We start from the raw sequence: 24,916 nt of genomic DNA, 5'->3' as shown, positions 1-24,916 counted from the left end.
ACGGATGCGAAGAAGGGCGTATTATACGGAGATCCCGCCACACAACAAGCGGCGGTTACATTGATGTCAGGCGACTCTCGAACCCCACTCCCGACCTGAAGGACTCTCCGATCACGTGATGCAGGAATACGACCCCGAGGCACCACGCACCGCCACCGTGGCGGGTCCGCTGATCGTGCCGCGCCCCGAGCACAACATCTCACGCGCCAATATCAGCGAGCAGGCCCTGAAGGTGCTCTACAAATTGAAGCAGGAGGGCTTCGCTGCCCATCTGGTGGGCGGCGGCGTGCGCGACCTGCTGTTGGGCCATGAGCCCAAAGACTTCGATGTGGCCACCGATGCCACCCCTGAACAGGTTCGCCAGGTCTTTCGCAACTGCCGTCTGATCGGCCGCCGGTTCCGTCTCGCCCATGTGCACTTCGGCCGCGAGATCATCGAAGTCGCCACCTTCCGCGCCGGCGGGGCGGACGATGTCGACGCGGAGCGCCATGTCGAGAATGGCATGATCCTGCGGGACAACGTGTATGGGTCCATCGAGGAGGACGCCCTGCGGCGGGACTTCACGATCAACGCGCTGTACTACAACATCAATGACTTCTCATTGATCGACTACACCGGGGGCCTCAACGATCTGCGCAACGGGCATTTGCGCCTGATCGGCGACCCCACCCGCCGCTATCGCGAGGACCCGGTGCGGATGCTGCGCGCGGTGCGCTTCGCCTGCAAACTCGGGTTCGCGGTGGAACCGGACAGCGAGCGCCCCCTGTTCGAACTCGGGCACCTGCTCGGCGACATCGCCGCGGCCCGCCTGTTCGACGAGTTGATCAAGCTGTTCCACGCCGGCTACGGGCTCGAAACCTTCGAGAAACTGCGTCACTACGGGCTCTTCGGGTATCTGTTCCCGGCCACCGAGACCTGCTTGGCCCAAGAGGACCACGCCTTCCCCATCACCTTCGTCAGCCGCGGCCTGCGCACGACGGACGAGCGGATCCAGCAAGGCAAACCCGTCGCGCCTTTCTTCCTTTACGCGGTCTTGCTGTGGGAGCCGGTACGGCAACGGTACGAACAACTCCTGGCCAAGGGCATGGTGGACGCCGACGCGATGCTGCAAGCGGCCGACGAGGTCTGCGCCCGCCAGCAGCCCCTGGTGTCCATTCCGAAACGTTACTCGCTGCCGATGCGCGAGATCTGGTCCCTCCAGCCGCGCCTGCTGCAGCGCGACGGCAAGCGGCCGTCACGCCTGATCGGGCATCCCCGCTTCCGCGCCGCCTATGACTTTCTGGTGCTGCGGGCACAGGCCGGAGAGGCCGATGCGGAACTTGCCGACTGGTGGACGCGCTATCAGGAGGCCGACCCGACGGATCGCTCGACTATGAGCGAGGGCGGCGTCAAACGCAAACGCCCGCGGCGGCGTAAGCCCGCGGCGGCCAGCCCGGTCGCTGGGTAATGATGGTACGGGCGCAGCGCCATCCGCCGGTCATGGCCTATATCGGACTGGGCAGTAATCTGGCGGACCCGCATGCACAGGTGTTGCGCGCCCTGGACGAACTCGCCCTGATGCCCGGCTGCACCCTGTGTTTTCGCTCCTCGCTCTATGCCACCGCGCCGGTCGGCCCGGTGGCACAGCCCCCATTCGTCAACGCGGCGGCTTCGATCGCGACCACGCTGACCCCGCCGGCACTGCTCGCGGCCCTGCAAGCAATCGAGCACGCCCATGGTCGGGTGCGCGACGGCGTCCGCTGGGGACCGCGCAGTCTCGACCTGGACCTCCTGGTCTTCGGTGAACTCACGCTGCATACGCCCGATCTGGTCCTGCCGCATCCCGAGATCGCACACCGCGCTTTCGTCCTGGTGCCGCTCGCTGAGATCGCGCCGTCCCGGCTCCTGATCCCCGGTCAGGGGCTGCTGGTGGACCTGGTGGCCGCCCTCGATGGCCTGCAAGATGTTCAACTGATCCCGGATCAGGCCGGACCGCCGTAAGGCGGTTTGCGGAAAAGGATCGACCGCGATGTAGGGGCGACTTCAGTCGCCCCGATATTCGCCCCTACCGTCGCACGTCAGAGAAAGGATCGACCGATATTTAGAGGCGACTGAAGTCGCCCCGACAGCCACTCCGGATCTTGCCGGCCTGCGCGGTCGGGATGTTCATTCCTGTCAATCGCCGAAACCAACTAGCGCGCCCAGGCCGCGCGCATTATCCTTGTGACTGTCTAGGACACAGGCACCCAACCGGGCGCCTGCGCACCCGCCGCGGACACCCCGCAACTCAACCCGGAGCCCCCCCATGCCCGCCGCGCCGATCTCAGTCGCGACGCTCGCCGCTATGAAGACCCGCGGCGAGCGCATCACCTGTTTGACCTGCTATGACGCGAGTTTTGCCCGGCTGCTCGATGCCGCCGGCCTGGACGTCCTGTTGGTCGGTGACTCACTCGGGATGGTCTTGCAGGGACACTCGACCACGGTCCCGGTCACGGTCGATCAGATGGCCTACCACACCGCGTGCGTGGCGCGCGGTCGCAGCCATGCCTTGCTGATCGCCGATCTGCCTTTTCTTGCCTGTGCCACCCCGGAGCTGGCACTGATCAATGCCGGCCGCCTGATGCAGGAAGGCGGCGCACAGGTCGTCAAACTGGAGGGCGGCGCCAACATGGTCGAAGCGGTGCGGCGCCTGACCGAACAGGGGGTGCCGGTGTGCGCCCACCTCGGGCTGCTGCCCCAATCAGTCAACCGCATCGGCGGGTACCGTTTTCAGGGGCGCGACCCGGACTCGGCGCAGACCATCCGCCAGGATGCCCTGGCACTCCAGGAGGCCGGCGCCAGTCTGCTGGTGCTGGAATGCGTACCGGCCGCCCTGGCCGAGGCCATCACCCGCTCGCTGACCATCCCGGTCATCGGCATCGGCGCCGGGGCCGGTTGCGACGGCCAGGTGCTGGTTCTCCACGACATGCTGGGCCTGAGTCCCCGGTCGCCGCGGTTCAGCCGGGACTTTTTGAAGGGTCGGGGTGCGGTGTCGGAGGCGCTCGCGGCCTATGTGGCGGCCGTCCGGGCCGGCAGTTTCCCTGGCACTGAAGAGACGCCCTACTAAACAACAAATACTATCGTTGCGATCTGGCTCCCACGCTCCAGCGTGGGAGCAAGTCGCGACGCGGAAGCCGTCAAGTGGCGCCACTGGCCGCTGGAGCGGCCGGACGGCATTCCCACGCTGGAGCGTGGGAACGAGAACCTGAGGAATCCGAGGCCCCCCCATGCACATCGTTGAACAACTGAATGATCTGCGCGGCCAGTGCCGCGCCTGGCGGGCCGCGGGCGAACGGATCGCCTTCGTGCCGACCATGGGCAACCTCCACGAGGGCCATATCACGCTGGTCCGCGAGGCGCGCAAACAGGCGCCGCGGGTGGTGGCGAGCATCTTCGTCAACCCGCTGCAATTCAGCCCCACCGAGGATCTGGCGGCCTACCCGCGGACCCCGCAACGCGACGCGGAGCTGCTGACCGACGCCGGCTGTGACCTGTTGTTCACCCCAGACGTCGACACCGTCTACCCACACGGACAGAAGACGCACACCCGGGTCGAAGTGCCGGGAGTCAGTGATCTGCTGTGCGGGGCCAGTCGGCCGGGCCATTTCATCGGCGTGGCAACCGTTGTCTGCAAACTCCTGAACATGGTCCAACCGGACCTGGCGTTGTTCGGAGAGAAGGATTTCCAACAATGCCTCGTCATCCGCCGGATGGTTGCGGACCTGGCGCTGCCGGTGACCATCATCACCGTACCCACGGTACGGGAAACGGACGGCTTGGCGATGAGCTCGCGTAACGGGTATCTTACCGCCGCCGAGCGCGCGCGCGCGCCGGTGATCTACCGGGCACTGACCGACGCTGCCCAGAGACTTCGCGCCGGTACAGCACCGCCCGAGGCGGAGGCCCAGACGATCACGACTATTGCGGACGCGGGGCTGCGGCCTGACTATGTCAGTGTGCGACGGGCCGAGGATCTGGGGCAGCCGACCGCGGCGGATCGGGATCTGGTGATCCTGGCAGCCGCCTATCTGGGGCGGGCGCGGCTGATCGATAACCTGCGCCTGATTCGGCCGAGCTGATGACAACTCGGCTGAATTGACTACATAAACGATGGTGCGGCGCAGCAAACTCTGCGCTAGAATCGTCACTTATCTGAAATAAATCGGGTTTTTTTACGGGATTTCAGGCCCTAACCACCCCCCGGCCCAAGCGGCCAAGCGGAGGACAATGCACATGCAACTGACCTTGCTGAAATGCAAGCTGCACCGGGCCTGCGTGACCCACGCCGAAGTGGACTACGAGGGCTCCTGCGCGATCGACGAGGAACTGCTGCGGCTCGCCGGCATCCGGGAGTATGAGCAGATCCAAATCTATAACGTTACCAATGGTGAGCGATTTACCACCTACGCGATCCGCGCCGCGGCCGGCTCACGGGTGATCTCGGTCAACGGGGCGGCCGCGCATAAGGCGGCCCCCGGCGATCGGGTGATCATCTGCGCCTACGCCGGGATGAGCGAGCAAGAGGCACGACTCTTCAAACCCGCCCTGGTCTACCTCAATGAGACCAATCGGGTGACCCGCACCGGCGAATCGATCCCCGCGCAGGCTGCCTGAGCGAGCGATCGACTGGGCGATCGGGTGGGCCTTGGTCGTAATCCCGGCCAGCGGCGTGCGTAGTCAGGGCTTCCAGCCCTGACGGTGTCAGGCCAGGATGGCCTGACTACGCACCCGAAGAGCCTAATGTCAACCGCGCCCGGATATCAGGCCGGCGAAGCCTCGTTCACACCAGCCGTGGCAATGCGCCGATCGGCGATGGCCTCCTCATAGAGTCGGACGTAGGAGCGCGCGCTAGCCTCCCAACTGAAATCCCGCGCCATCCCGGTGATCGCCAGGGCGCGCCAGCCGTCCGGATTGCCGCGGTACAGCGCCAACGCCTGCCCGAGCGCCTTCCCGAGTGCGGCCACGCTCGGCTCCTCGAACAGGAAACCGGTCGCGGCCCCGGCCGCCAGCGTCTCGGCGCCGGCATGGACCACCGTATCCGCCAGACCGCCGGTGCGATGGACGATCGGCGGCGTACCATAGCGCAAGCTGTAGAGCTGATTGAGCCCGCAGGGCTCGAACCGCGACGGCATCAAAAAGGCGTCACAGCCGGCCTCGATGCGGTGCGCACGATTCTCGTCGTAACCGAACGAGACCCCGACTTGACGCGGACGCTCGGTCGCCAGGGCCTGGAGCGCCTCTTCGAGCGGCCGCTCGCCGGAGGCCTGGACCACGAACTGCACATCCGGATCCTGCAGCAGCCCCGGCAGGACGCCGAGAATCAGGTCCAGCCCTTTCTGTTCCACCAGACGACCGACATAGCCCATCAGGAAGGCGCCTTCGTTGCGGGTCAGCCCGAACTCGCGCTGCAGGTCCAGCTTGTTCTCCGCCTTCAGATTGAAGGTCGACGCCTCATAGTTCTGGAGGATCAGCGGATCGGTGGCGGGATTCCAGTCCCGATAGTCGATCCCGTTCAGGATGCCGGAAAAGCGTGACCCGATCTGGCGCAGCAGCCCTTCCAACCCGCAGCCGCCGCGCACCGTGCGCACCTCCTCCGCATAGGTCGGGCTGACGGTGTTGACCCGGTCCGCGAAGACGATCCCGCCCTTGATGAACGACATCCGCTGATGAAACTCGAGCCCGGCCACACTCCACAGGGCCAGGGGCAGACCGATGCGGTCGAAGGTTGCGCGGTCGAAGAGCCCCTGATACGCCAGATTGTGAATCGTAAAGACGGTTGCCGGGCGCTCCGGAACGCCATGCAACAGCGCCGGAGCCAGCGCGGTCTGCCAGTCGTTGGCATGCAGCACATCGGGCCGCCAGCCGAGCGCGGGCAGTCCCGCGGCCAGCTGCGCCACGACCCGGCTGAACAACAAGAAGCGCTCCGCGTTATCGCCCCAGTCGCGCCCGGACAGGTCGGTATAAGGATTGCCCTCACGACAAAAATACTCGGGCGCATCCACCAGATAGACCGGCACCTCATGGTCCGGGAGACGACCCTCGATGATGCGCACCGCGCCCTTGGCACCCGCGATAGCGACCTCACACAGTGCGGTGGACGCACGCAACTGTCGTGCAGCGCGCGGATAGCCAGGCATAATCAACCGGGCGTCGTGGCCGAGGTCGCACAGGGCGATGGGCAGGCTGCCGGCCACATCCGCCAGGCCGCCGGTCTTGATCAGGGGGTGCGCCTCGCTGCTGGCCACCAGGACCCGCAGGCCGGCCAGGCTGGGGTGCCGATCAGGTGATTGGTCCATAACGGGTCCCTGCATCTGGCAGGACGCCGCGGGCGTCCTTGGGGGTGGATTGGGGTTGCCACCAGTTGTGGCAGTTTTTTGACGACGGCCACGTTAGCACATTTTTCCTTCGTCGAAAGGGGCTTCCATGTTGGATTCATGCACGATTGTCATCTTCGGGGCCACCGGCAACCTGGCGGGTCTCAAGCTCCTGCCGGCACTCTATTACCTGGAGGCGGCGGGGCACCTGCATCCGCAGACCCGCATCCTCGGCTGCGGTCGTCGGCCCTGGTCGGATGCGCAGTGGCGCGACGTGGTCCAGGGCATCCTGGCCGCGCGGATCAAGGGCGGCCCGCAAGCGGCGGTGCTGGAGCCGCTGCTGGCCCGCCTGCATTTCGCCGAGGGCAACCTGGAGACCGCCGCGGGCTATGCCGAACTCGCCCGGCGCTTGCACGACGAAGACCAGTTACCGAACAACCGGGTATTTTATCTGGCCATCGCCCCGCACCACTACGCCATCGTGGCGGAGCAACTGACGGTTCTGGGGCTGCACGCGCAGGACCAGGGCTGGTCCCGCCTGGTCGTGGAAAAACCCTTCGGCTTCGATCTGGAAAGTGCCCGCATCTTGGACCAGCACCTGCGCCGCTGCTTCGCCGAAGACCAGGTCTACCGGATCGATCATTATCTCGGCAAGAGCACAGTGCAAAACATCCTGGTGTTCCGCTTCGCCAACCTCATGCTCGAACCCCTGTGGAACCGCAACTATATCGATCATGTGCAAATCTCCCACGCCGAGTCCCAGGGCATTGGCGAGCGGGCCGGTTTTTATGACGGCATTGGGGCGCTGCGCGACATGATTCAAAGCCACCTGCTGCAGTTGCTCACCCTGGTCGCCATGGAGCCGCCGCCCAGCCTGGACGCCGAGGCGCTGCGCGATGAGAAGGTGAAGGTCCTGCGCTCGATCCGGCCGATCCCGCGGTCGGCGGTCCACGCCCAGGCGTTACGCGCCCAGTACGCGCCGGGACGGGATTCCCAGGGCAAGGTGCCGGGGTACCTGGAAGAACCGGGGGTTGCCGCGAACAGCACGACCGAGACCTACGCGGCACTCAAGCTCTATATCGACAACTGGCGCTGGCGCAACGTCCCCTTCTATCTGCGCACCGGCAAGCGGCTGACCGGAACCAACTCCATGATCGCCATCCGCTTCAAGCACCCGCCGCAGCAGTTGTTCCAACCGACGCCCATCACGCGACTCAAGCCGAACTGGATCCTGCTCAACCTGCAGCCCCACGAGTGCATGCGTCTGGAACTCCAGGTCAAGCAGCCGGGGCTTGAGATGCGCACCCGTACCGAACGCCTGGACGCCTCCTCCTGCACACTGTCCCCGGAGCACAACGAGGCCTACGAGGCCTTGATCCTGGACGTGATCGCCGGGGACCATACCCACTTCCTGCGTGCCGACGAGGTCAACTGGGCCTGGCAGGTGGTGGATCCGGTGTTGCAGTTATGGGCCACCGAGCGGGACTATATCCACACCTACGCTGCCGGGTCCTGGGGACCGGCGGAGGCCAACCGGCTGTTCGATCGGGAGGACCAGGACTGGCGCAACGGGCTCGACGCGGCGGACTGAAGCAGCCCAATTGCGGTCAGCCTGGAACCACCGGTCGTGCTAGGCTTGGCGCGCTCCGCACGGGGCTCGGACAACATCGACCGAACCAGAATAGCGCTACCACCGATAAGAGTTACCAACCAAAGGAGAAGCCCATGTCGCTCGTCACTCAGACCCCCCAATGGCAGGCCCTGGAACGGCACTGGCAGCAGATGAAAGACACGCGGATGCGCGACCTGTTCGCGGCCGACCCCAAGCGCGCCGCGGCCATGACCCTGTCCGCCGCCGGACTGCGGGTCGACTTCTCCAAGAACCTGATCGAGCCCCAGACGCTCAAGCTCCTGTTCGACCTGGCGGCGGCAGTGGATCTGCAGGGCTGGATCCGACGCATGTTCGCGGGCGACCAGATCAACAACACCGAGCAACGGGCCGTGCTCCACGTGGCCCTGCGCAACCGGTCGAACCGGCCGATCTATGTCGATGGCGCCGACGTGATGCCGCAGATCAACGCGGTGCTGGAGCGCATGGCCGTATTCGTCACGCAGGTCCGCTCCGGCGACTGGAAGGGTTTCACGGGCCGCGCCATCACCGACGTGGTCAACATCGGCATTGGCGGATCCAACCTCGGACCGAAAATGGTCTGCGCCGCGCTGGGTCCTTATCTCAGCGACACGTTGCGCGTCCATTTCGTGTCCAACGTCGACGGCACCCACCTCGCCGAGACCGTCCGCCATCTGGACCCCGCCACCACCCTCTTCGTGGTGGCCTCCAAGACCTTCACCACCCAGGAGACCATGACCAACGCCAACAGCGCGCGGGACTGGACCCTGGCGGCGCTGCAAGACCCGGCGGCGGTGGCCCGTCACTTCGTGGCCGTGTCGACCAATGGCGACAAGGTCGCGGAATTCGGTATCGACACCGCCAACATGTTCGGCTTCTGGGACTGGGTGGGCGGACGCTACTCACTGTGGTCCGCCATCGGCCTGCCGATCGCCCTGGCCGTCGGCTTCGACCGCTTCGTGGAACTGCTGGAGGGCGCCCATGCGATGGATGAGCACTTCCGGGATGCGGACCTCAGCGAAAACATCCCCGCCATCCTGGGTCTGATCGGCGTCTGGTATGCCAACTTCGCCGGCGCCCGCACGCACGCCGTGCTGCCCTATGATCAGTATCTGCGCTTCCTGCCCGCCTATCTGCAACAGGGCGATATGGAGAGCAACGGCAAGCGGGTCACCCGTGACGGGGTCGCCGTGGACTACAGCACCGGACCCGTGGTCTGGGGCGAGCCCGGCACCGACGGCCAGCACGCCTTCTACCAGCTCATCCACCAGGGCACCCAGATGATCCCGGCGGACTTCATCGGCGCCGTCCACAGCCACAACCCGCTGGGCGACCATCACGCCAAGTTCATGGCGAACTATTTCGCCCAAACCGAGGCGCTGATGCGCGGGCGCACCTTCGAGGAAGCCCTGGCCGAACTGCGGGCGGCCGGGATGCCCGAAGAGCGCGCGCAATTCCTGGCCAGTCACCGCACCTTCCCCGGCAACCGGCCGACCAACAGCATCCTCATGGAGCGCCTCACCCCCCACACGCTGGGCGCCCTGATCGCACTCTATGAACACCGCATCTTCACCCAGGGCATTCTCTGGGGCCTCAACTCATTCGATCAGTGGGGGGTGGAACTCGGTAAACAGCTCGCCGGGGTTATCCTGAAGGAACTGCAGGAGGGCCAGGTCTCCGCGGACCATGACGCCTCCACCAGGGCGCTGCTCGAACACTTCATGCGCGGGGCGCGCGCTTAGTCGGGCGGGGATGCGGATGAACCAGTCCCACTATCAGATCGCTCCCGGCCACTGGGAGCAGGGCGGTGCCACCGTGACGGCGGCGGGGGTGAACTTTTGCGTCTTCAGCCGGCTGGCCGACCGGCTGGATCTCCTGCTGTTCGATCACGTCGAGGCCGCCGCGCCCTTCCAGATCATCTCACTCGACCCCAGGGTCAACCGAACCTTCTATTTCTGGCATGTGCTGGTTCTGGGACTCCCCGACGGCACCTGCTATAACTGGCGCGCCGCGGGACCCTGCGACACCCGCGAAAGCGGCTGTCGGTTCGACCCCGGCAAGGCGCTCCTGGACCCCTGGGCGACCACCGTGAGCGATCGCCTCTGGGACCGCAAGCGCGCCCGAGTTCGCGGCGACAATCTGGACAGCGCCATGCGCGCCATGGTGGTGCGTGACGACTATGACTGGGAGGGCGATGCGCCCATCCACGTCCCGATGAACCGCGCGGTCATCTACGAGATGCATCTGGCCGGTTTCACGCGCCACCCGGCATCCGGTACGACCCACCCGGGCACCTACCGGGCGCTCATCGAGAAGATCCCCTATCTCCTGCAACTCGGCATCACCCATGTGGAACTGCTGCCGATCATGGCGTTCGACCCCCAGGACGTCCCGCCCGATACCGCCGGGCGCGGGCTGACGAACTACTGGGGTTACAGCACTCACAGCTTCTTCGCTCCCCACCCCCACTTCGCGGTGGAACAGGCGCGCGCCCGTGATGAGTTCCGCGATCTGGTCAAAGCCCTGCACCGGGCCGGGATCGGCGTCTTGCTGGATGTCGTCTTCAACCACACCGCCGAGGGCGGCGTGGACGGGCCGACCATCAACCTCAAGGGCCTGGGCAACGAGGTCTTCTATCACCTGGACTTCGACGACCGGCGACTGTATCGGGACTATACCGGCTGCGGGAACACCGTCAACTGTAACCACCCGATCGTCACCCGCTTCCTGGTGGACTCGCTGCTGTACTGGGTACAACAGATGCACGTGGACGGCTTCCGCTTCGACCTGGCCAGCGCGCTGGCCCGCGGCGAGGACGGCAATCCCCAATACCACGCCCCCTTGCTATGGCAAACCGAGTTGTCACCCTACCTGCACCGCGCCCACATCATCGCCGAGGCCTGGGACGCGGCCGGGCTCTATCAGGTGGGTGACTTCCCGGGCTTCCGCTGGGCCGAATGGAACGGACGCTATCGGGACCTGATGCGCGCGTTCGTGCGCGGCGACCCTGGCCTGATCTCCGAGGTGGCCACCCGCCTGGCCGGTTCGAGCGACCTGTATGAAGCGCGCGGGCGCCTGCCCATCAACTCGGTGAACTTCATCACCTGCCATGACGGCTTCAGCCTCTGGGATCTGGTGAGCTATGACCGCAAACACAACGAATCCAATGGGGAACAGAACCGCGACGGCAGCGATCACAACATCAGTTGGAACTGCGGCGTCGAAGGGCCGAGCGACGACCCCGATATTGTCGCGCTGCGCCGCCGCCAGGCCCGCAACTTCATCGCCATCCTGATGCTGAGCCAGGGTGTGCCGATGCTGTTGGCGGGCGACGAAGTCCTGCACACCCAGCGCGGTAACAACAACACCTACTGCCAGAACAACGCCTTGTCCTGGTTTGCCTGGGACCAGGTGCAGGCGAACCAGCCCATGCTGAACTTCGTCCGCGGCATGATCTGTCTGCGCCGCCGCCACCCGAGCCTGACCCGCGACCGCTTCCTCACCGGCCAGATCGAATCCGGCCGGACCCTGCCGGACATCGCCTGGCATGGGGTCAGCCTCGACGCCCCCGACTGGGATGATCCGGAGGCCCGCACCCTGGCCTTCACCCTGGCGGGGACCACGGAGGAGGAACCGCCGCTGCACGCGATGTTCAACATGGGGGAGGAGATGCAGGCGTTCGCGGTGCCGGTGCTGCCGGGCCGGCGTTGGCTCCTGGCGGTCGACACCACCACGGAGCCGGGAGTTTTTCCGCCGGATTACCCGGCATCGCTCGTCAGCGGCTGCATCCGGGTGGGGCCGCGCAGCCTGGTGGTGCTCGAAGCGCAGGGTAGCCGGGAGGTTGGGGTTCGTTCCTCACCCCAACCTACGGGCTGAGCAAGTCTCGCGACGCGGAAGCCCTCGCGTGGCGCCACCGGCCGCTGGAGCGGCCGGACGGCATTCCCACGCTGGAGCGTGGGAACGAGAAAAAAACCTCGATTACGACAACGGCGCTATGCGCCTTCAAGAGCAACCCGCACCGGTACCACAACCAGAGGAATCACGCCATGCAACTCGGAATGATCGGTCTCGGCCGGATGGGCGCCAATATGGTCCTGCGTCTGCTGCGCGCCGGGCATCAGTGTGTGGTCTACGATCGGGATGCGGCGGCGGCGGCCGCGCTGGTCGCGGAGGGGGCGGTCGCCGCCGCCGACCTAGCCGATTTCTGTGCCCGACTCACCCAGCCGCGTAATGCCTGGATCATGGTCCCGGCCGCGGTGGTCGATCATGTCATCGACGACCTGGTGCCCCATCTGAGCGCGGGCGACACCCTGATCGACGGCGGAAACTCCAATTATCGCGACGATCTGGCTCATGCCGACCGGCTGCGGCCCCTGGGCATTCACTTCGTCGACTGCGGCACCAGCGGCGGCGTCTGGGGCCTGGAGCGCGGTTACTGTCTGATGATCGGCGGCGACCCCGAGGCGGTGGAGCGCCTGGACCCCATCTTCGCCGCCCTCGCCCCCGGGCTTGGCACCATTGAGCGCACGACCGGGCGCGACGGCCCGCCGAACCGGGCCGAACAGGGGTACCTGCACTGCGGCCCGAACGGCGCTGGTCACTTCGTGAAGATGGTTCACAACGGCATCGAGTATGCCCTGATGGCGGCCTATGCGGAGGGCTTCAACCTGCTCAAACACGCGGGCGTCGGGCGCGCCGACCGGCCGGCCGATGCCGAGACCGCCCCTTTGAGCAACCCGGAGCACTATCAGTACGCAATCGACCTGGGCGCGGTTGCCGAGGTGTGGCGGCGCGGCAGTGTCGTCGCCTCCTGGCTGCTGGATCTGAGCGCCAACGCCCTGCTGGCCGATCCGGACCTCAAGCAGTTCAGCGGACGCGTCTCCGACTCCGGCGAGGGACGCTGGACCGCGCTCGCCGCCATCGAAACCGGAACCCCGGCACCGCTCCTGACGACCGCGCTCTATGAACGTTTCAACTCCCGCGGCGAGGCCGACTTCGCCAATCAGTTGCTCTCGGCCATGCGCTACCAGTTCGGCGGGCACCACGAACAACCCAAGGCCATATAATTTTTGCTTAGCCGACCTCAGGAGAGCCCCGTGTCACACCAGCACATGAGTTCCGAGACAGCCGCGCCGGCTCCGCCCTGCGTCATGATCATCTTCGGCGCCGGCGGGGATCTAACCAAGCGCAAGCTGATCCCGGCACTGTTCCACCTGTGCCACGGCGGACTGCTGCCGGACACCTTCGCGGTCCTCGGGCTCGACCGGCTGGAGCTGGATGACGGCGCTTACCGTGACCTGCTGGCCGCGGAGGTGCGCCAACATGTCGGGAGCGCCTGGGACGCGCAGACCTGGGATCGGCTGTGCGGCCAACTGCACTACATGAAGGCCGATTTCACCGATGTCGAGAGTCACATGGCCTTGTGCGAGCATCTCACGCGCCTCGACGCCGAACGCGGCACCGAGGGCAACTATCTGTTCTATCTCGCCGTTCCGCCCAGCCTGTTCGGCGGCATCACCCGTCTGCTGGGTGAGGTCGGACTCACCGCTGAAACCCCGGACGACTGGCGCCGGGTGATCATCGAAAAACCTTTCGGCCACGACCTGGAGTCGGCCAAAGAACTTAACGGGATGCTCCATGAGACCATGGACGAGGAGCAGATCTACCGCATCGACCACTATCTGGGCAAAGAGACGGTCCAGAACATCATGGTCTTCCGGTTCTCCAACGGCTTCATCGAGCCGCTGTGGAACCGCCAGCACATCGACCATGTACAGATCACAGTGGCCGAATCGGTCGGCGTCGAACACCGCGGGGCCTATTACGAGGAAGCCGGCGCCCTGCGCGACATGATCCCCAACCACCTGCTGGTACTCTTGGGTTTCCTGGCGATGGAACCACCCAATTCATTCGACTCCTGCGCGGTGCGCGACGAAATCAACAAGGTGCTGGACGCCATCGAGCCGCTGACCCCGGAACAGGTGCTAACCCATGCGGTGCGCGGCCAGTATGGCGAAGGCAGGATGCCGAATGGGGAGCAGGTCCAGGCTTATCGCAATTCACCCGGAGTCAATCCGAACTCCCGCACTGAGACCTTCGCCGCGCTGAAACTCACCATGGACAACTGGCGTTGGGCCGGCGTCCCTTTTTATCTGCGCACCGGCAAGCGCCTGCCCGCCCAATATACCGAGGTCGCCATCCAGTTCAAAAAGGCGCCGACCACCATGTTCAAGGGCATGGACCTGGAAGACATGAATCCGGATATGATGGTGCTGCGCATCCAGCCCGACGAGGGCATCCAATTGGGGTTCAGCGCCAAGGTTCCGGGGCCGACCATGCGCATCGGCACCGTCAACATGGATTTTTGTTACGCGGACTATTTCGGCAACGCGCCCGCCACCGGCTACGAGACGCTGATCTACGACTGCATGCATGGGGACGCCACGCTATTCAAGCACGCCGATACGGTCGAGAAGGGCTGGGAGATCGTGGAGTCGGTGATGGATGTCTGGCAGGCCCTGCCGGCCCGCAACTTCCCCAACTATGCCGCCGGCACTTGGGGACCGGAGGCCGCCGAGGACTTGCTGCGCCACGACGGGCGCCGCTGGCGGCCGATCGCCACTCCGAGTCCAACACGCTGCGGACAATGACTTCAAGAACCTGTTTGCTCCTGATTGCGATGGCGCTGAACGGCCTACCGGAACACACTCATGTACAAACTCGTGGTCTGTGACCTCGACGGGACCCTGCTCAATCCGGAGCATCGGCTCGGCGACTACACCCTGTCGGTCCTCGCCCGGCTGCGCGAACGCGATGTCGATCTGATGCTGGCCTCGGGCCGCCACTTTCAGGACATCCGGACCTACGCGAACCAGCTCGGTGGTCACGGCTGTCTGATCTCATCCAACGGTGCCGCGGTGCATGACCGCGAGTCGCGTCTGGTCGATTGCTGGTCACTGGACCCGGCATGCGCGCGGGCACTCATCACCAACCCCGCCTGGGCCGATGTCCACACCAACATCTATCGCACGACTGACTGGCTGGTCGCCCGCCCGGAGCCCTATCTGTTGAGCTACCATCAGGACTCCGGGTTCAGCTATCGCATCGTCGATCTGGCGACCATCGACGGCACCAATGTGCTGAAGGTGTTTTTCTTCGGCGATCATGAGCGCCTGCTGGAGATCGAGCAGTCGGTCCTGGACCGCTTCGGCGATCGCGTCACCACCACCTTTTCGCTCCCCGTGACACTCGAGATCATGGCCCTTGGCGTTTCCAAGGGCGCCGCGCTCGCCGGGGTCGCGCAACGACTGGGGATCGGCCTGGCGCAGATTCTCGCCTTCGGTGATGGGATGAACGACCTGGAAATGCTCACCCAGGTCGGCACCGGGATCGTCATGGAGAACGCGGATCCGCGCCTCAAGCAGGCGCTGCCGGGGTTGCAAGTCATCGGCAACAACACGGACGAATCCGTCGCGCACCATCTGGAACGGCTGTTCCTGGCCGGCTGAATATCCGGCAACGCCAGGCGACGACCCCGAGAACGACGCGACCTGAACCAGACGTGCCACCGCGATCGCCAAGGCGCCGTGCAGAACCCGCCCGCGCCGCGCGCGATAGCATAGCGGCGCGGCGAAGATCGCAAGAATCGGGGCGAGTTGGATCAGGTAATGGGGATGGAATACGCCCCCGCGCAGGATGGACAGTTCAATGCCGCCGGCCAGTGCCGTCAGCGCCCAGCACGCGCGGGACTGGGTGCTGCCCGGTTTGGCCCCTCGCGCAGGGCCTGGAGCAGTCCCCAGATCCCGCCCGCCAGGACCACCACGACCAGGCGGGCGACGGCGATCGAGGCGGCGAAATGCTCGGCCGCGACGCTCCGCAACACCTCCCCCACGTCACGCCGAGGCGGCTCGTGCAACGTCCGGCGCTGGCACGTTGGGATCAACACCGCTGCGAACCCTGCCGCAAGGACGGGATCATCGTTGCCAGCAGGCCGCCACGTCATCCGCGTCCGTGTCCCCATCTTTGTCGTAATCCCCGGCTCCCTGCACACCGGTTTGATTCAGCGTCAAGGTACCACAGGGATCCCCGGTCATGGACCCGGTAGGTGCCGCCGATAAGGTGAAGCACTGCCCCACCAAGGTGCAGGGTGTCGAATACGCGGCGCTGAGGGTGTATTTCGCCGTGCCCGTTGCCGGCGATTGCGCGCGGGCCAAGGTCACGTCGGCCGCGGTCGTCGTGCAAAAACGGGCGTCCGTACGGTGATAGCAATTGTTCACCGTGTAGTTCCGCTCCAGGAATTGCGCGTCCTCCATCAGCGCCCCCTTGGCCTCGGCGCGGTTGCCGCGCCGGACTTGCTCGACATAGGACGGAATGGCCACTGCCGCCAGGATGGCGACGATGGCGACCGTGACCATCAACTCGATAAGCGTGAATCCCGCGCGCCCCGTTGGACGTGATCCCGGCCTCCCGTACCTGCTACGCTGCGTCATCATCGTGACCTCGATCCTGCCTATTGAACGATCTCGCGCCAATTGGAGCGGCCGGTGACCACTTCACCGAAGTTGATCAGCGTCGACACCAACCGGCCGCTGGTCAGGGATGACACGCCCACCCCGACCGAGGTTGAGGTCGTGCCGGTGATCAGGGTGGTGCCCCCGAGGGCCGCGCCAACCTTATATCCCCCGACCAGCATGTCGCCGATGCCGATCGCGCCGCTCGCATCCGTGTCGAATACCCGGAAGTTGATCAAGCCACCGGTCCGCCAATCCAAGGCCATCAGCCAACCTGTCCCACCCACATTGCAGGGCTCGGCTGAAGGGATGAAGGTATTGAAGAAGGCCATTTTCCGCACCACCTTCGGGATACCGGTGCTGCGCTCTTTGCTCGTCGGCAGATCCAGGTACCAGCCCAGATGCGTCGGCGCGCACGGGGTCGTACAGTTCGCCGCGGCGCCGGCGGAGACGCGCCAGTTGACCGGGTGTTGGCTGAGGATACGGTACTTCCCTCCCGCCAATGTCGCCACCTCGGTGACCGTTTGTCGGAGCAGATCGGACGCACGCAACCCCACGGTCGTCGTCCCATCGTGCTTGTCCCAGATCCCATACAGAGTCTGTACTCCAATGGTGGCGGTGTTCTCGCCCGATTCGAGATACTTACCGGTACCGAACAGGACCATCTGTCCGCCGTTGGGATGCAGGGTCACTTCCGGCGGCCCGACGATGGGCTGGGCCACGGGAGTCGCCTCGCTATCCTTGGCCGCAAACAACGGGGCGCCGGAGAATGCGACCTTCCAGGTCGCGGGGACGCCGGTCACCGTTGCATCGCTCGCATTGCGCCCGATCAGAAACTTCCAGAGGTTGCCCTTCAGATCCCCCGCATAGACGATGTCGGCATAACCGTCGCCGTTGCTGTCGAAGGGGACTGGCGTGGAGAGGCCATTGTCGGCGGTGGTCGCCGGGGAGACGGGAGCATCCGCGACCAGCTTGACGAAGTCACCGGAAGTCCAGACCCCGTCGATACCAGCTTCAATGAACAGGACATAGAGTACGGCCTTGCCCGCCAGGCTGTTATAGCCATTGCCTAGAATGACCGCCCACTTGCTGTCCGTACAGGCCGCGGCACCGGACGCGCCAGCCGTACAGACACGCACAATCTGCTTCGCCTGTTTGGTGAGCGCACTGACCGGCGGCAAGTTAAAGACGTTGCCCATGTCCGTTTCATCGAATTCCCACAACAGCAGGTCCGCCGCGTGCGCTTCGCTGAAGGTGGCAGGATTTGAGACATCCAGTGCATAGTAGCCCTTACCCCCGCCCCCCAAGGCCCCGATCAATACGGTGCGCCAGTCGACGGTGTCGGCCGCAACGCGGAAATAGGCATCCGCCACCATCGGCGAACCATCGACAAAGTACCGGTGGTTCTTGTTATAGTTCTGCGCGGTGAGTTTGGTGAGGTTGCCAACGACCGCGGTGGGGACATAGGCCAACACCTCCGTACCGGCGGCTGCCGTAGGCACGCCTTCCGGATGCGCTGCATCGAAGGTTAACGAGGCATCGAACCCGTGCAGCATGCCGTCATTGGCCCCCACATAGACCACCGGTTTGCGGTCGAGCTTGGCCATGCGAAATGCGTTGTAGCCGGGATAGTCAACGTCTGAGAATCCCGCGCGCGGTGCACCCACGTACCACGGATTGGAGTCGACGATGTCGCCCAATCGGAAATGGACCCGTGATCCCGCTTGAGTGGCGGTGCGCTGGCGAAACCTGCTCGTGGTGCAGGATCCGTTGGTAAAGGTCCCGTTGGCGCCTTCCCGCGCGGCGCTGCCGCGCACGAAGTCCACCCGATCTGCGCCGCACTGGTCCGTCACCGCCGCCGCATCCTGGTCGAGTAACACCTGCTGGGCGGCCGTCAGGCTTGAATAAACGAAGGGGATGCCGTCCGCCGTGCCCCGGGTGATGATCGTTCGACCGGTGGTCGGATCCTGGGTGTTGATCTTGACGGCCGCATCCCATTCAGGAAGCGTCGCCAGGACCCCCCCAGTGATGATCCGGTAAGACAACAGTTGGCCGCTCCAGTCCGCGCTGGAAAACTTCGCCTGAAAGACCCGGCTCTCGATCTGCAGGTCCGACGAGTTCGTCGCGACCGAGGCCGCCGAGGCGTCTGGTTGGGATGCCGCATCGAAGATGTTCGACAGCGCCGCAGCAAGCTGCGCCGGGTCACGTATTTCGTAATAGTTGTCAGGGGTGCCATTGGCGTCCGCATCCCATTCCGATGTCACATTGGGTGCCGGGGTGCCGGCGGCCGGCGTGGACTCGGTGAATCCGCCGTATTTGGAAGCGTACCAGAGTGGATTCTTCAGGAGCCCCGCGACGGAGATCCCCTGGGTGAATATGGTATAGACCGGGTTCGTCACGTTGACTGGTAATACAGACCCGACGTTGAAGTTCGCATTGCCCGGTCTCAGAATCGGATAAAAGGGGCCGTCGTTGGTGCTCCCCGAGACTGTATAGCCGAAGGTGAGTGCATGGCCCGCTTGCGCCTGGGTCGCGCAGGTTGCAATCATGATCTCATTCGCTGCAACGGTGGTCCAGGGACCTATCGTGGCGTACGCCTCGTTCGTGACGTTATCCGCGAGATGGATCGGACACAGCATCTTGAAGGTGCTGCAAGCCGTCCCGACACAGTAGCCGAGTCGCTGGATGCCGTCCATATCGTAGTCGTTGCCCCAAGTGGAGTCTTCCCAAGAAATCGTATAGCATTGAGCGCTGGTGCCATTGCCGCTGCAGGTCTTCGTCTTTGCTGAGGTGTCGGTGCCCACGTCGTCAGGTAGCGCCACGTTGATATCGACGACCAGGTTGGTCATCGAACAGTTGCGCCAGCCGGTCGCGCTGGCCGTCCAGACGCCGGGGCTCGCGGTGCTGTTCGCTTGGCAGGCCGGCAGCAGGGTCACCCGGCGAGTGCCGACGGTCGGACTGAAACTCGGCAGCGTCTCCGCCAGTTGCAGCGCATAGGTGTTGAACGGCTGGCGCAGCGCCCAGTCTGCATTGATCGGCGTGGCACCGCCCCAGCGGGCGGCGCGCTGCGTAGCATAACCAGGACGCAGATCGATCGTCTTGGGTGCGTAGGCCAGACCGGCGATGGCATAGCCCCCTTCGAGGCTCGGGACCTCCGGACAGATGCCCTGCGCATGGGCCAGGTCGCTGACCGTCTTGGCGGTACACTGGTGATTTATATCGGTACCAGATCCACCGATCAGGTTGCCAATCATATAGCTGCCGCCATTGACGTTCTCATGGCTGGCATCGCCCACGGTCACGGTGAGGGCCGCCGCGTCAATCGCCGTCCCACCGCTGGGTGTGAAGCTGGCGAGCTGGTCGGTATCGAATGAATTGAGCCCCGTGGACAGCACGACGATGCTGGACAGACCGCACCACTCCGTCTCGGGCAGCGGATCGGACCAGGTCACTTTGGGTAGCGAGTTTAGGATGGTGGCGTCGGTATTGGGCGACGTGGCCCAAGCATCGAAGGCTGACGTAGCGCCAGCGTTGGCAAAGTAGCGCAGGGCCTCGAGATACATTTCGCCCAAGGGGTTTCCCCAGTCTACGCACTGACCATTGGTAAAACTCAAGAGCCCTGGGCTGTCGCAACTATACTTGTGCTTGTTGTTAGTGCCGGAACCGCTGTACTGAAATCCCGCGATGTGCAGCCGATTCAATGTATTGATGATCCCTGCATCCGTGGCGGCTTGGTTGATGAACCGGCCGGTACAGACATCGACTTCGTCGTTCGTATTGTTGTTGCCGCAGACACCGTTGGTGGCGACGTTGGTATTAGCGTTGTTGGTGATATGCAGCACATTCTTGCGTAACACTCCGCCAGATTTGTTGGCCGCGTAACTGCCGGTCATGAGGCCAAAAAGAGAGCGCCGGTCGGCATCCACATCCCCGTATTTCTGCAGCAACCCGGTGGGCTTGAGCGTCTGTATCGCCGTGGTCGGGTGGGTATAAGGCTTGCAGTTGCGTTCCAACTTACCGGCAACGCAGACCTGGACCCGAGCATTATAGGTGTCCAATAGCGCGGTGGGTTGTGTGCTGGAGCCGGTGTTCACCGCGCACTCGTTCACCTCCGATGCATCCCATTGCGGCCAAGCGCCTGACGCCACCTTGATCAGCGGACTCGGCAGGGGAAAGGCCATCTGGCCGGTCAGGGTAGTGCTCGTGGTGTCGGTCACGTTGCACAAGGAGATGGCGGTCTGCCCGCTCCGACCGGTGAGCGACTGGATGGACGGCAGCGTGGCGGTCGCGGTGCTGGGCGGGGCATACACCTTGACGAAGGCATGCACATCCATGGGCAGAAAATGGCGCTCCAGCACCGTCTCGTAACCGATGCCCACCGTATCGGTCGAGCGAAAACCGCCATAAAGATTCTTCCGCAGCAGGTCCATGCGTGTCATGCTGGACCAATTAAGAAAATTGCCGCTCCAGGTGCTGCCATCGCATTGGTGCGTGCCCGTGGTGACAGCGCCAGCCGGCTCGAACCGATTGTTCACATAGCTATAGCATCGGCCGAAATCAAAATAGCCGTCGTAGGCAACCCGGTCGTTGTAAGTGCTGTCCACCACCGCATCACCCGTGAGGTCGGTGTAGTCCGTAAAAGCCTTGATCGAGAGCTGATGATCGCGCGAGATCAGGAGCAGAATGCGCGGGTCTACGGATGAGATGAACAACGGAGTTTGCGACAGGGCCAGGTCCGCGAAGGTCGGGATCGACCAGGGCCCCAACAGCAAGACCAGCAGGATGCGTTTGACGTTCATGGTTGCCCCTTCTGTATTCGACAGAGCAGTTATCGACGCTTGGCGATCCACGCCAACCCTTCGCCGGCCCGGCCCGGCCCGGCCCGGCTCGGCGCGCTGCCCTGCGCTGCCGGACGACCCCGCGCTGAATCCACGCACCGGCCCCGCGCGGGCGGCACGCCGCGACTGCGGCATGCATTGCGCCACGCGGCTACTCACCGGGCGTGAACATTTCCTCTAACATCAGGGCGGTACCGGGTTTGGCGCCCTGCGCGAGCACTGTAATGCGATAATAGTAACCATCCGATTTTGGCATACATTCGATCAGGTAGCGCGGTGCCGGCACCCCGGCGATCGCCGCCGCACCCGTGAACGCGCCATAAGGAGCGCTTGGCGCTGCGGTCAAGATGCCAGCCGTCTGCCAGATGGGGGTGGCATAGCCGCCGAAGCCGCCGTAGCAGAGTCCGTCGTCGTTCAATGTGATGGTGCTAGCCCCACAATCGGCCGTGAATCCGGTGCAACCGGAAATGTGGCGGGCAGAAGATGGGGGCCCCGCATTCATGATGTCCCGCTCCGCATCGCGCAAACCCATTTCCGCCGCGCGCAGGGCGACATCCCGGTCGCGCATGTTGCCGGCCATCCGCTCTTCGAAAGATGCCATGCGCGCGGCGGTCACGGCGATGATCGTCAACATGACCAGCAAGATCAAGGTGGTAATCAGGGCCATGCCGCGCTGGCGCGCGCCAGGGGAGACTGGTGAGGGGCTGCATTTTGACATGGCGATCAGGGGATAACCGTGATGCGGTTACGCAGGGTAAAGGTGGCCACAAAGGCACGCCGCAGACGCGTGTCCGTCGCCGTCGAAAAGCGCTCAGCATCGGTGGCGGCAGTGCCCAAGGCCCCGGCGCAATTGTAATAGGTCTGGTGGGACGGCGCGCTGCCTTGGTCTTCTGAGCGGACCAGTACGCAAACGCGCGCGCTGACGACTTGGTTCCAGTTGCCTGGCGCTGCGACATAGCGGTCGGCGGACTGGTCGGTATTCGTATCGATGCCGTAGAGGAACTGCAAATCCTCCACGCCTTCCAGCAGTGGCTGCCCGCCCCCTGGCGCGGCGGGAGCGGCGGCGATCGTTCCGTCGCACTGCAGTTCAAAATTGGTCGTATCAAGATTGAAACTCTCTTGAATGAATCCAGAGCCACTGGAATCGACACAGGACTGATCGCCGGACGTCATGTCGCGTTGCGTGGTGACGACATCTGGGGCGCCGTCAGAACCATCGGTGCCGGTAAGCGGTATCCCAGCGAATGTCGGCATCGCGGCGGATTGGTTGGACGTCACGAAGGCATAGCCGGCCTGACGCAGGCTGCGACCGATCACGTCCAGAGCGTAGCGGCCGGCCTCCTGAATGCGCGCGCCGTCTTGCGCCGCGCGGTAGGTCTGGTTGCTGCCGAGATAGACCGCACCGACCGCGGAGATCAGCAACAGGCCGAGACCGAGCGCGATCATGATCTCGACCAGCGTCAGACCGCGCTGAGGACACATCTGAAACCGGGCGTGCCGGACAGGGGCGGTCAGGGGTGGACAGAGGGCATTCATGGTGCAAATCGAGTGACGAAGTGTTGGGTTGGTTTAGTCCAGAAGCGTTCAGTCCAGAAGACGGTGACTTCGAAGATGCGATTGGAGCCGGCCGTGTAGGTCACGCAGGCGGCGGTGGGGCCGATGACGCATCGGACCGTGCCGGAACCTCCCGGCAGCACGACAGCGTTGGCCCGCAGCCATTGATATTGATCGGTCAACGCCATGGTGGCCGCCGTGCAGCCAGCGGTCATGCAGTTGGGATCGGTGGGGATGGTCGCCGTCAGATTGTCATAATGGCCCCCAGCGACCCCGGCCAGATTGGCCGCGATCCGGTCGGCGATGTCATAGGCCTGTTGCGAGGCGACGGTCCGGTAGAAGCTGCCGTGGCCGCTTTGCAGGCTGCGTGCCTGCAACCCCGCCAGCCCCAACAGGCCAATGGCGAGCACGACGATGGCGACCAGCACTTCAATCAGGTTGAAGCCGCGCTCGCTCGCCTGCCGCAGCCCGAGTCCGCCACCCGGTGCGGGACGATCCGACCGGTCGCATACGATCATGGACATAAAGTGGTCCCGGAGGTAGTTCTCACGCGCCCCTGATTCGAAAGGACGATAGCTTTGCCCTCAGTCGTACCGCGGGGATCGCAGAGGCGAAAGGTATCGGTGAAGCCCTTACTGAAGCCGGTGCCGTGAAAAGTCACCCGCTTTCTCGCTCCGCCCCGCAAGGTACTCCCGTCGGGCAGGGCGGGGAAGGCCCGCAATACCAAGTCCGGAGGCGTATCGGCGTCGTCCACGATGCCGTCGTGATCGTTATCGACAAAGATCAGCCAGCCGTTGTCCCACGTGGCGCCGTCACCGGTGGTACAGGTGGTATTGGTCGCCCGGCTGCAGACGGTGACCGGGACACCCCGCTTCACGGCCTCACTCTTGGCAAAGGTCAGGGCCAGGACGAACTCGTTGGTGAGCGCGGCCCGACGACCATTGCGGACAAGGCTCTGGAAGCTCGGTACGGCCACCGCCAGCAGGATGACGGCGATGGTCAGGACGACCATTATCTCGACCAGGGTAAAACCCGAGGCCCTTCGCATGTTCATTTTTCCAATCCTATGCACCGACGCCCGCTCCGTTAACTCAAACACGGCCGGTTCAATCGCCATCCTGCGAACTCCCCCCACTCGCGGCCAGGACCAGATCGCCGCACCGCGCCCAATCCCCCCGACCGGCAAGCGGCGCCAACACCCAGAAGTCTAGCAGGAGACACCCGGGGAGAACGCGACACGGCTCTCGTCCGCAGCGGACAGCCTCTTGGGCGCACACTGGCGGCTTGGCCGAAGCGCGCGACCAAGAGTGCAGGTTTAACGGTCCGTCGAAGCACAAAGCGGCCCCGAGACACCAGCGTTGCCGGCATGAGAGTTGCGTTTCTTCCACGGGGTGCCAGATCGCAGTTTGTCAGCGGCAAGCTTGCGCACGACCCGCTGGGCGGGCGCCTCCGCTGTCACCCATAAGCATAGCCCAAAGACCGATCGTCGCGGCGGGCCTGTGCCGTTGTTTCTTGCGGAGGATTCCATGAAGGCTTGGTGTCTCGATCTGGTCTTGGTCTGGGGCATGTCGCGGGCGCCGACGCGTCGCGGGCCGGGTGCGGCGGGGCCGACCCGCGGGTTGCTGCAACGTTCCAGCGCAGAACAGCGACGTCTTGGCACCCAGTGTCGCGCGATGTCGCCAAAATTTGGAATTGCCGCCAGCTGGCGGGTTTGACGTACAGGCATTGCAGTGGAGTCAGGAACGTTCTTCCAGCGAGGACCAGACATGAAGCACCCATTACTCAGCTCCCTCATCGGCCTGCTCGTCGCCGCCGGCCTGGCGACCGCCGCGGCCGTCAGCGAGATCTCCCCAACCCCGCTGACCGTCACCCAGTCGGTTAAGAGCCTGTCTAGGGTTCCTTGACGAACAATTTTCTGCGCGCATGCGTCAAATTTGGAGCGGCGCGAGTTTGGCCTGATCGAAGAGGTCCGTGAACGCCTGTTGCAGTCGGCCCATGGCGGTCGCGATGGGGCGGTGAGGCGCCTTGGGGCAACCGTCGAAGAGTTGGGAT

20 protein-coding genes are annotated in these 24,916 nt (G+C 64.5%); 12 read left to right on the top strand and 8 right to left on the bottom strand.

What is annotated here, in order from left to right:
- Window positions 1-118 precede the first annotated feature (118 nt).
- The 5 genes from pcnB to panD all read left to right on the top strand — a co-directional run bounded on the left by pcnB (window position 119) and on the right by panD (window position 4,632).
- On the top strand, window positions 119-1,447 hold the full coding sequence (gene pcnB, locus QZY03_RS09700; protein WP_295580436.1) for a polynucleotide adenylyltransferase PcnB: 1,329 nt from the start codon (window positions 119-121) through the stop codon (window positions 1,445-1,447).
- Window positions 1,447-1,980, top strand: a complete 534-nt coding sequence (folK, locus tag QZY03_RS09695) for a 2-amino-4-hydroxy-6-hydroxymethyldihydropteridine diphosphokinase (RefSeq protein ID WP_363169260.1) — start codon at window positions 1,447-1,449, stop codon at window positions 1,978-1,980. Before pcnB ends, folK begins: the two co-directional genes overlap by 1 nt.
- A 304-nt stretch (window positions 1,981-2,284) precedes the next feature.
- Window positions 2,285-3,085, top strand: a complete 801-nt coding sequence (gene panB, locus QZY03_RS09690; RefSeq protein ID WP_295580435.1) for a 3-methyl-2-oxobutanoate hydroxymethyltransferase — start codon at window positions 2,285-2,287, stop codon at window positions 3,083-3,085.
- Between the two features lie 160 nt (window positions 3,086-3,245).
- Window positions 3,246-4,097, top strand: coding sequence for a pantoate--beta-alanine ligase (panC, locus tag QZY03_RS09685; RefSeq protein ID WP_295580433.1), 852 nt, complete (start codon window positions 3,246-3,248; stop codon window positions 4,095-4,097).
- Window positions 4,098-4,251: 154 nt separating this feature from the next.
- The gene (gene panD, locus QZY03_RS09680) at window positions 4,252-4,632 is read left to right on the top strand and encodes an aspartate 1-decarboxylase (RefSeq protein WP_295580431.1); all 381 of its coding nucleotides are present in this window, start codon (window positions 4,252-4,254) and stop codon (window positions 4,630-4,632) included.
- A 146-nt stretch (window positions 4,633-4,778) separates the two neighbouring features.
- Here the strand turns inward: panD and glgA are convergent, their stop codons facing one another.
- Entirely contained in the window at window positions 4,779-6,314 is a 1,536-nt protein-coding gene (glgA, locus tag QZY03_RS09675; protein WP_295580429.1) for a glycogen synthase GlgA, read from the bottom strand.
- Between the two features lie 127 nt (window positions 6,315-6,441).
- On the opposite strand from glgA, the gene zwf (QZY03_RS09670) reads away from it, so the two are divergent.
- The 6 genes from zwf (QZY03_RS09670) to QZY03_RS09645 all read left to right on the top strand — a co-directional run bounded on the left by zwf (QZY03_RS09670) (window position 6,442) and on the right by QZY03_RS09645 (window position 15,470).
- On the top strand, window positions 6,442-7,923 hold the full coding sequence (gene zwf, locus QZY03_RS09670; protein WP_295580427.1) for a glucose-6-phosphate dehydrogenase: 1,482 nt from the start codon (window positions 6,442-6,444) through the stop codon (window positions 7,921-7,923).
- Between the two features lie 134 nt (window positions 7,924-8,057).
- Window positions 8,058-9,704 (top strand): glucose-6-phosphate isomerase, encoded by a 1,647-nt coding sequence (gene pgi / locus QZY03_RS09665; protein ID WP_295580426.1) that lies wholly within the window; start codon window positions 8,058-8,060, stop codon window positions 9,702-9,704.
- Window positions 9,705-9,714: 10 nt separating this feature from the next.
- Window positions 9,715-11,838: a glycogen debranching protein GlgX gene (glgX, locus tag QZY03_RS09660; RefSeq protein ID WP_295580424.1), complete on the top strand. Its 2,124-nt coding sequence runs from the start codon at window positions 9,715-9,717 to the stop codon at window positions 11,836-11,838.
- Window positions 11,839-12,008: 170 nt separating this feature from the next.
- The gene (gene gnd, locus QZY03_RS09655; RefSeq protein ID WP_295580422.1) at window positions 12,009-13,028 is read left to right on the top strand and encodes a phosphogluconate dehydrogenase (NAD(+)-dependent, decarboxylating); all 1,020 of its coding nucleotides are present in this window, start codon (window positions 12,009-12,011) and stop codon (window positions 13,026-13,028) included.
- 30 nt (window positions 13,029-13,058) lie between these two features.
- Window positions 13,059-14,612, top strand: coding sequence for a glucose-6-phosphate dehydrogenase (gene zwf / locus QZY03_RS09650; protein WP_295580420.1), 1,554 nt, complete (start codon window positions 13,059-13,061; stop codon window positions 14,610-14,612).
- A gap of 60 nt (window positions 14,613-14,672) precedes the next feature.
- On the top strand, window positions 14,673-15,470 hold the full coding sequence (locus QZY03_RS09645; RefSeq protein WP_295580418.1) for a Cof-type HAD-IIB family hydrolase: 798 nt from the start codon (window positions 14,673-14,675) through the stop codon (window positions 15,468-15,470).
- Window positions 15,471-15,688: 218 nt separating this feature from the next.
- Here QZY03_RS09645 and QZY03_RS09640 read toward each other — a convergent pair whose 3' ends face one another.
- The 7 genes from QZY03_RS09640 to QZY03_RS09610 all read right to left on the bottom strand — a co-directional run bounded on the left by QZY03_RS09640 (window position 15,689) and on the right by QZY03_RS09610 (window position 23,918).
- The gene (locus QZY03_RS09640; RefSeq protein ID WP_295580417.1) at window positions 15,689-15,877 is read right to left on the bottom strand and encodes a hypothetical protein; all 189 of its coding nucleotides are present in this window, start codon (window positions 15,875-15,877) and stop codon (window positions 15,689-15,691) included.
- Between the two features lie 58 nt (window positions 15,878-15,935).
- Window positions 15,936-16,451, bottom strand: a complete 516-nt coding sequence (locus QZY03_RS09635) for a type IV pilin protein (RefSeq protein ID WP_295580497.1) — start codon at window positions 16,449-16,451, stop codon at window positions 15,936-15,938.
- Between the two features lie 20 nt (window positions 16,452-16,471).
- Window positions 16,472-21,271: a PilC/PilY family type IV pilus protein gene (locus tag QZY03_RS09630; RefSeq protein ID WP_295580415.1), complete on the bottom strand. Its 4,800-nt coding sequence runs from the start codon at window positions 21,269-21,271 to the stop codon at window positions 16,472-16,474.
- Window positions 21,272-21,461: 190 nt separating this feature from the next.
- Window positions 21,462-21,977: a PilX N-terminal domain-containing pilus assembly protein gene (locus tag QZY03_RS09625; protein WP_295580413.1), complete on the bottom strand. Its 516-nt coding sequence runs from the start codon at window positions 21,975-21,977 to the stop codon at window positions 21,462-21,464.
- Between the two features lie 56 nt (window positions 21,978-22,033).
- The gene (locus QZY03_RS09620; protein ID WP_295580411.1) at window positions 22,034-22,846 is read right to left on the bottom strand and encodes a PilW family protein; all 813 of its coding nucleotides are present in this window, start codon (window positions 22,844-22,846) and stop codon (window positions 22,034-22,036) included.
- Window positions 22,843-23,388, bottom strand: coding sequence for a type IV pilus modification protein PilV (gene pilV, locus QZY03_RS09615; RefSeq protein ID WP_295580409.1), 546 nt, complete (start codon window positions 23,386-23,388; stop codon window positions 22,843-22,845). Before pilV ends, QZY03_RS09620 begins: the two co-directional genes overlap by 4 nt.
- Window positions 23,379-23,918: a GspH/FimT family pseudopilin gene (locus QZY03_RS09610; RefSeq protein WP_295580407.1), complete on the bottom strand. Its 540-nt coding sequence runs from the start codon at window positions 23,916-23,918 to the stop codon at window positions 23,379-23,381. Before QZY03_RS09610 ends, pilV begins: the two co-directional genes overlap by 10 nt.
- Before the next feature lie 712 nt (window positions 23,919-24,630).
- Between QZY03_RS09610 and QZY03_RS09605 the strand changes: the two genes are divergently transcribed.
- Entirely contained in the window at window positions 24,631-24,768 is a 138-nt protein-coding gene (locus QZY03_RS09605; protein ID WP_295580405.1) for a hypothetical protein, read from the top strand.
- Window positions 24,769-24,916 lie beyond the last annotated feature (148 nt).

It is taken from the genome of uncultured Lamprocystis sp. (assembly GCF_903933125.1).
GTDB lineage: Bacteria > Pseudomonadota > Gammaproteobacteria > Chromatiales > Chromatiaceae > Thiodictyon.
This window is presented reverse-complemented; position numbering and strand designations above follow the sequence as displayed.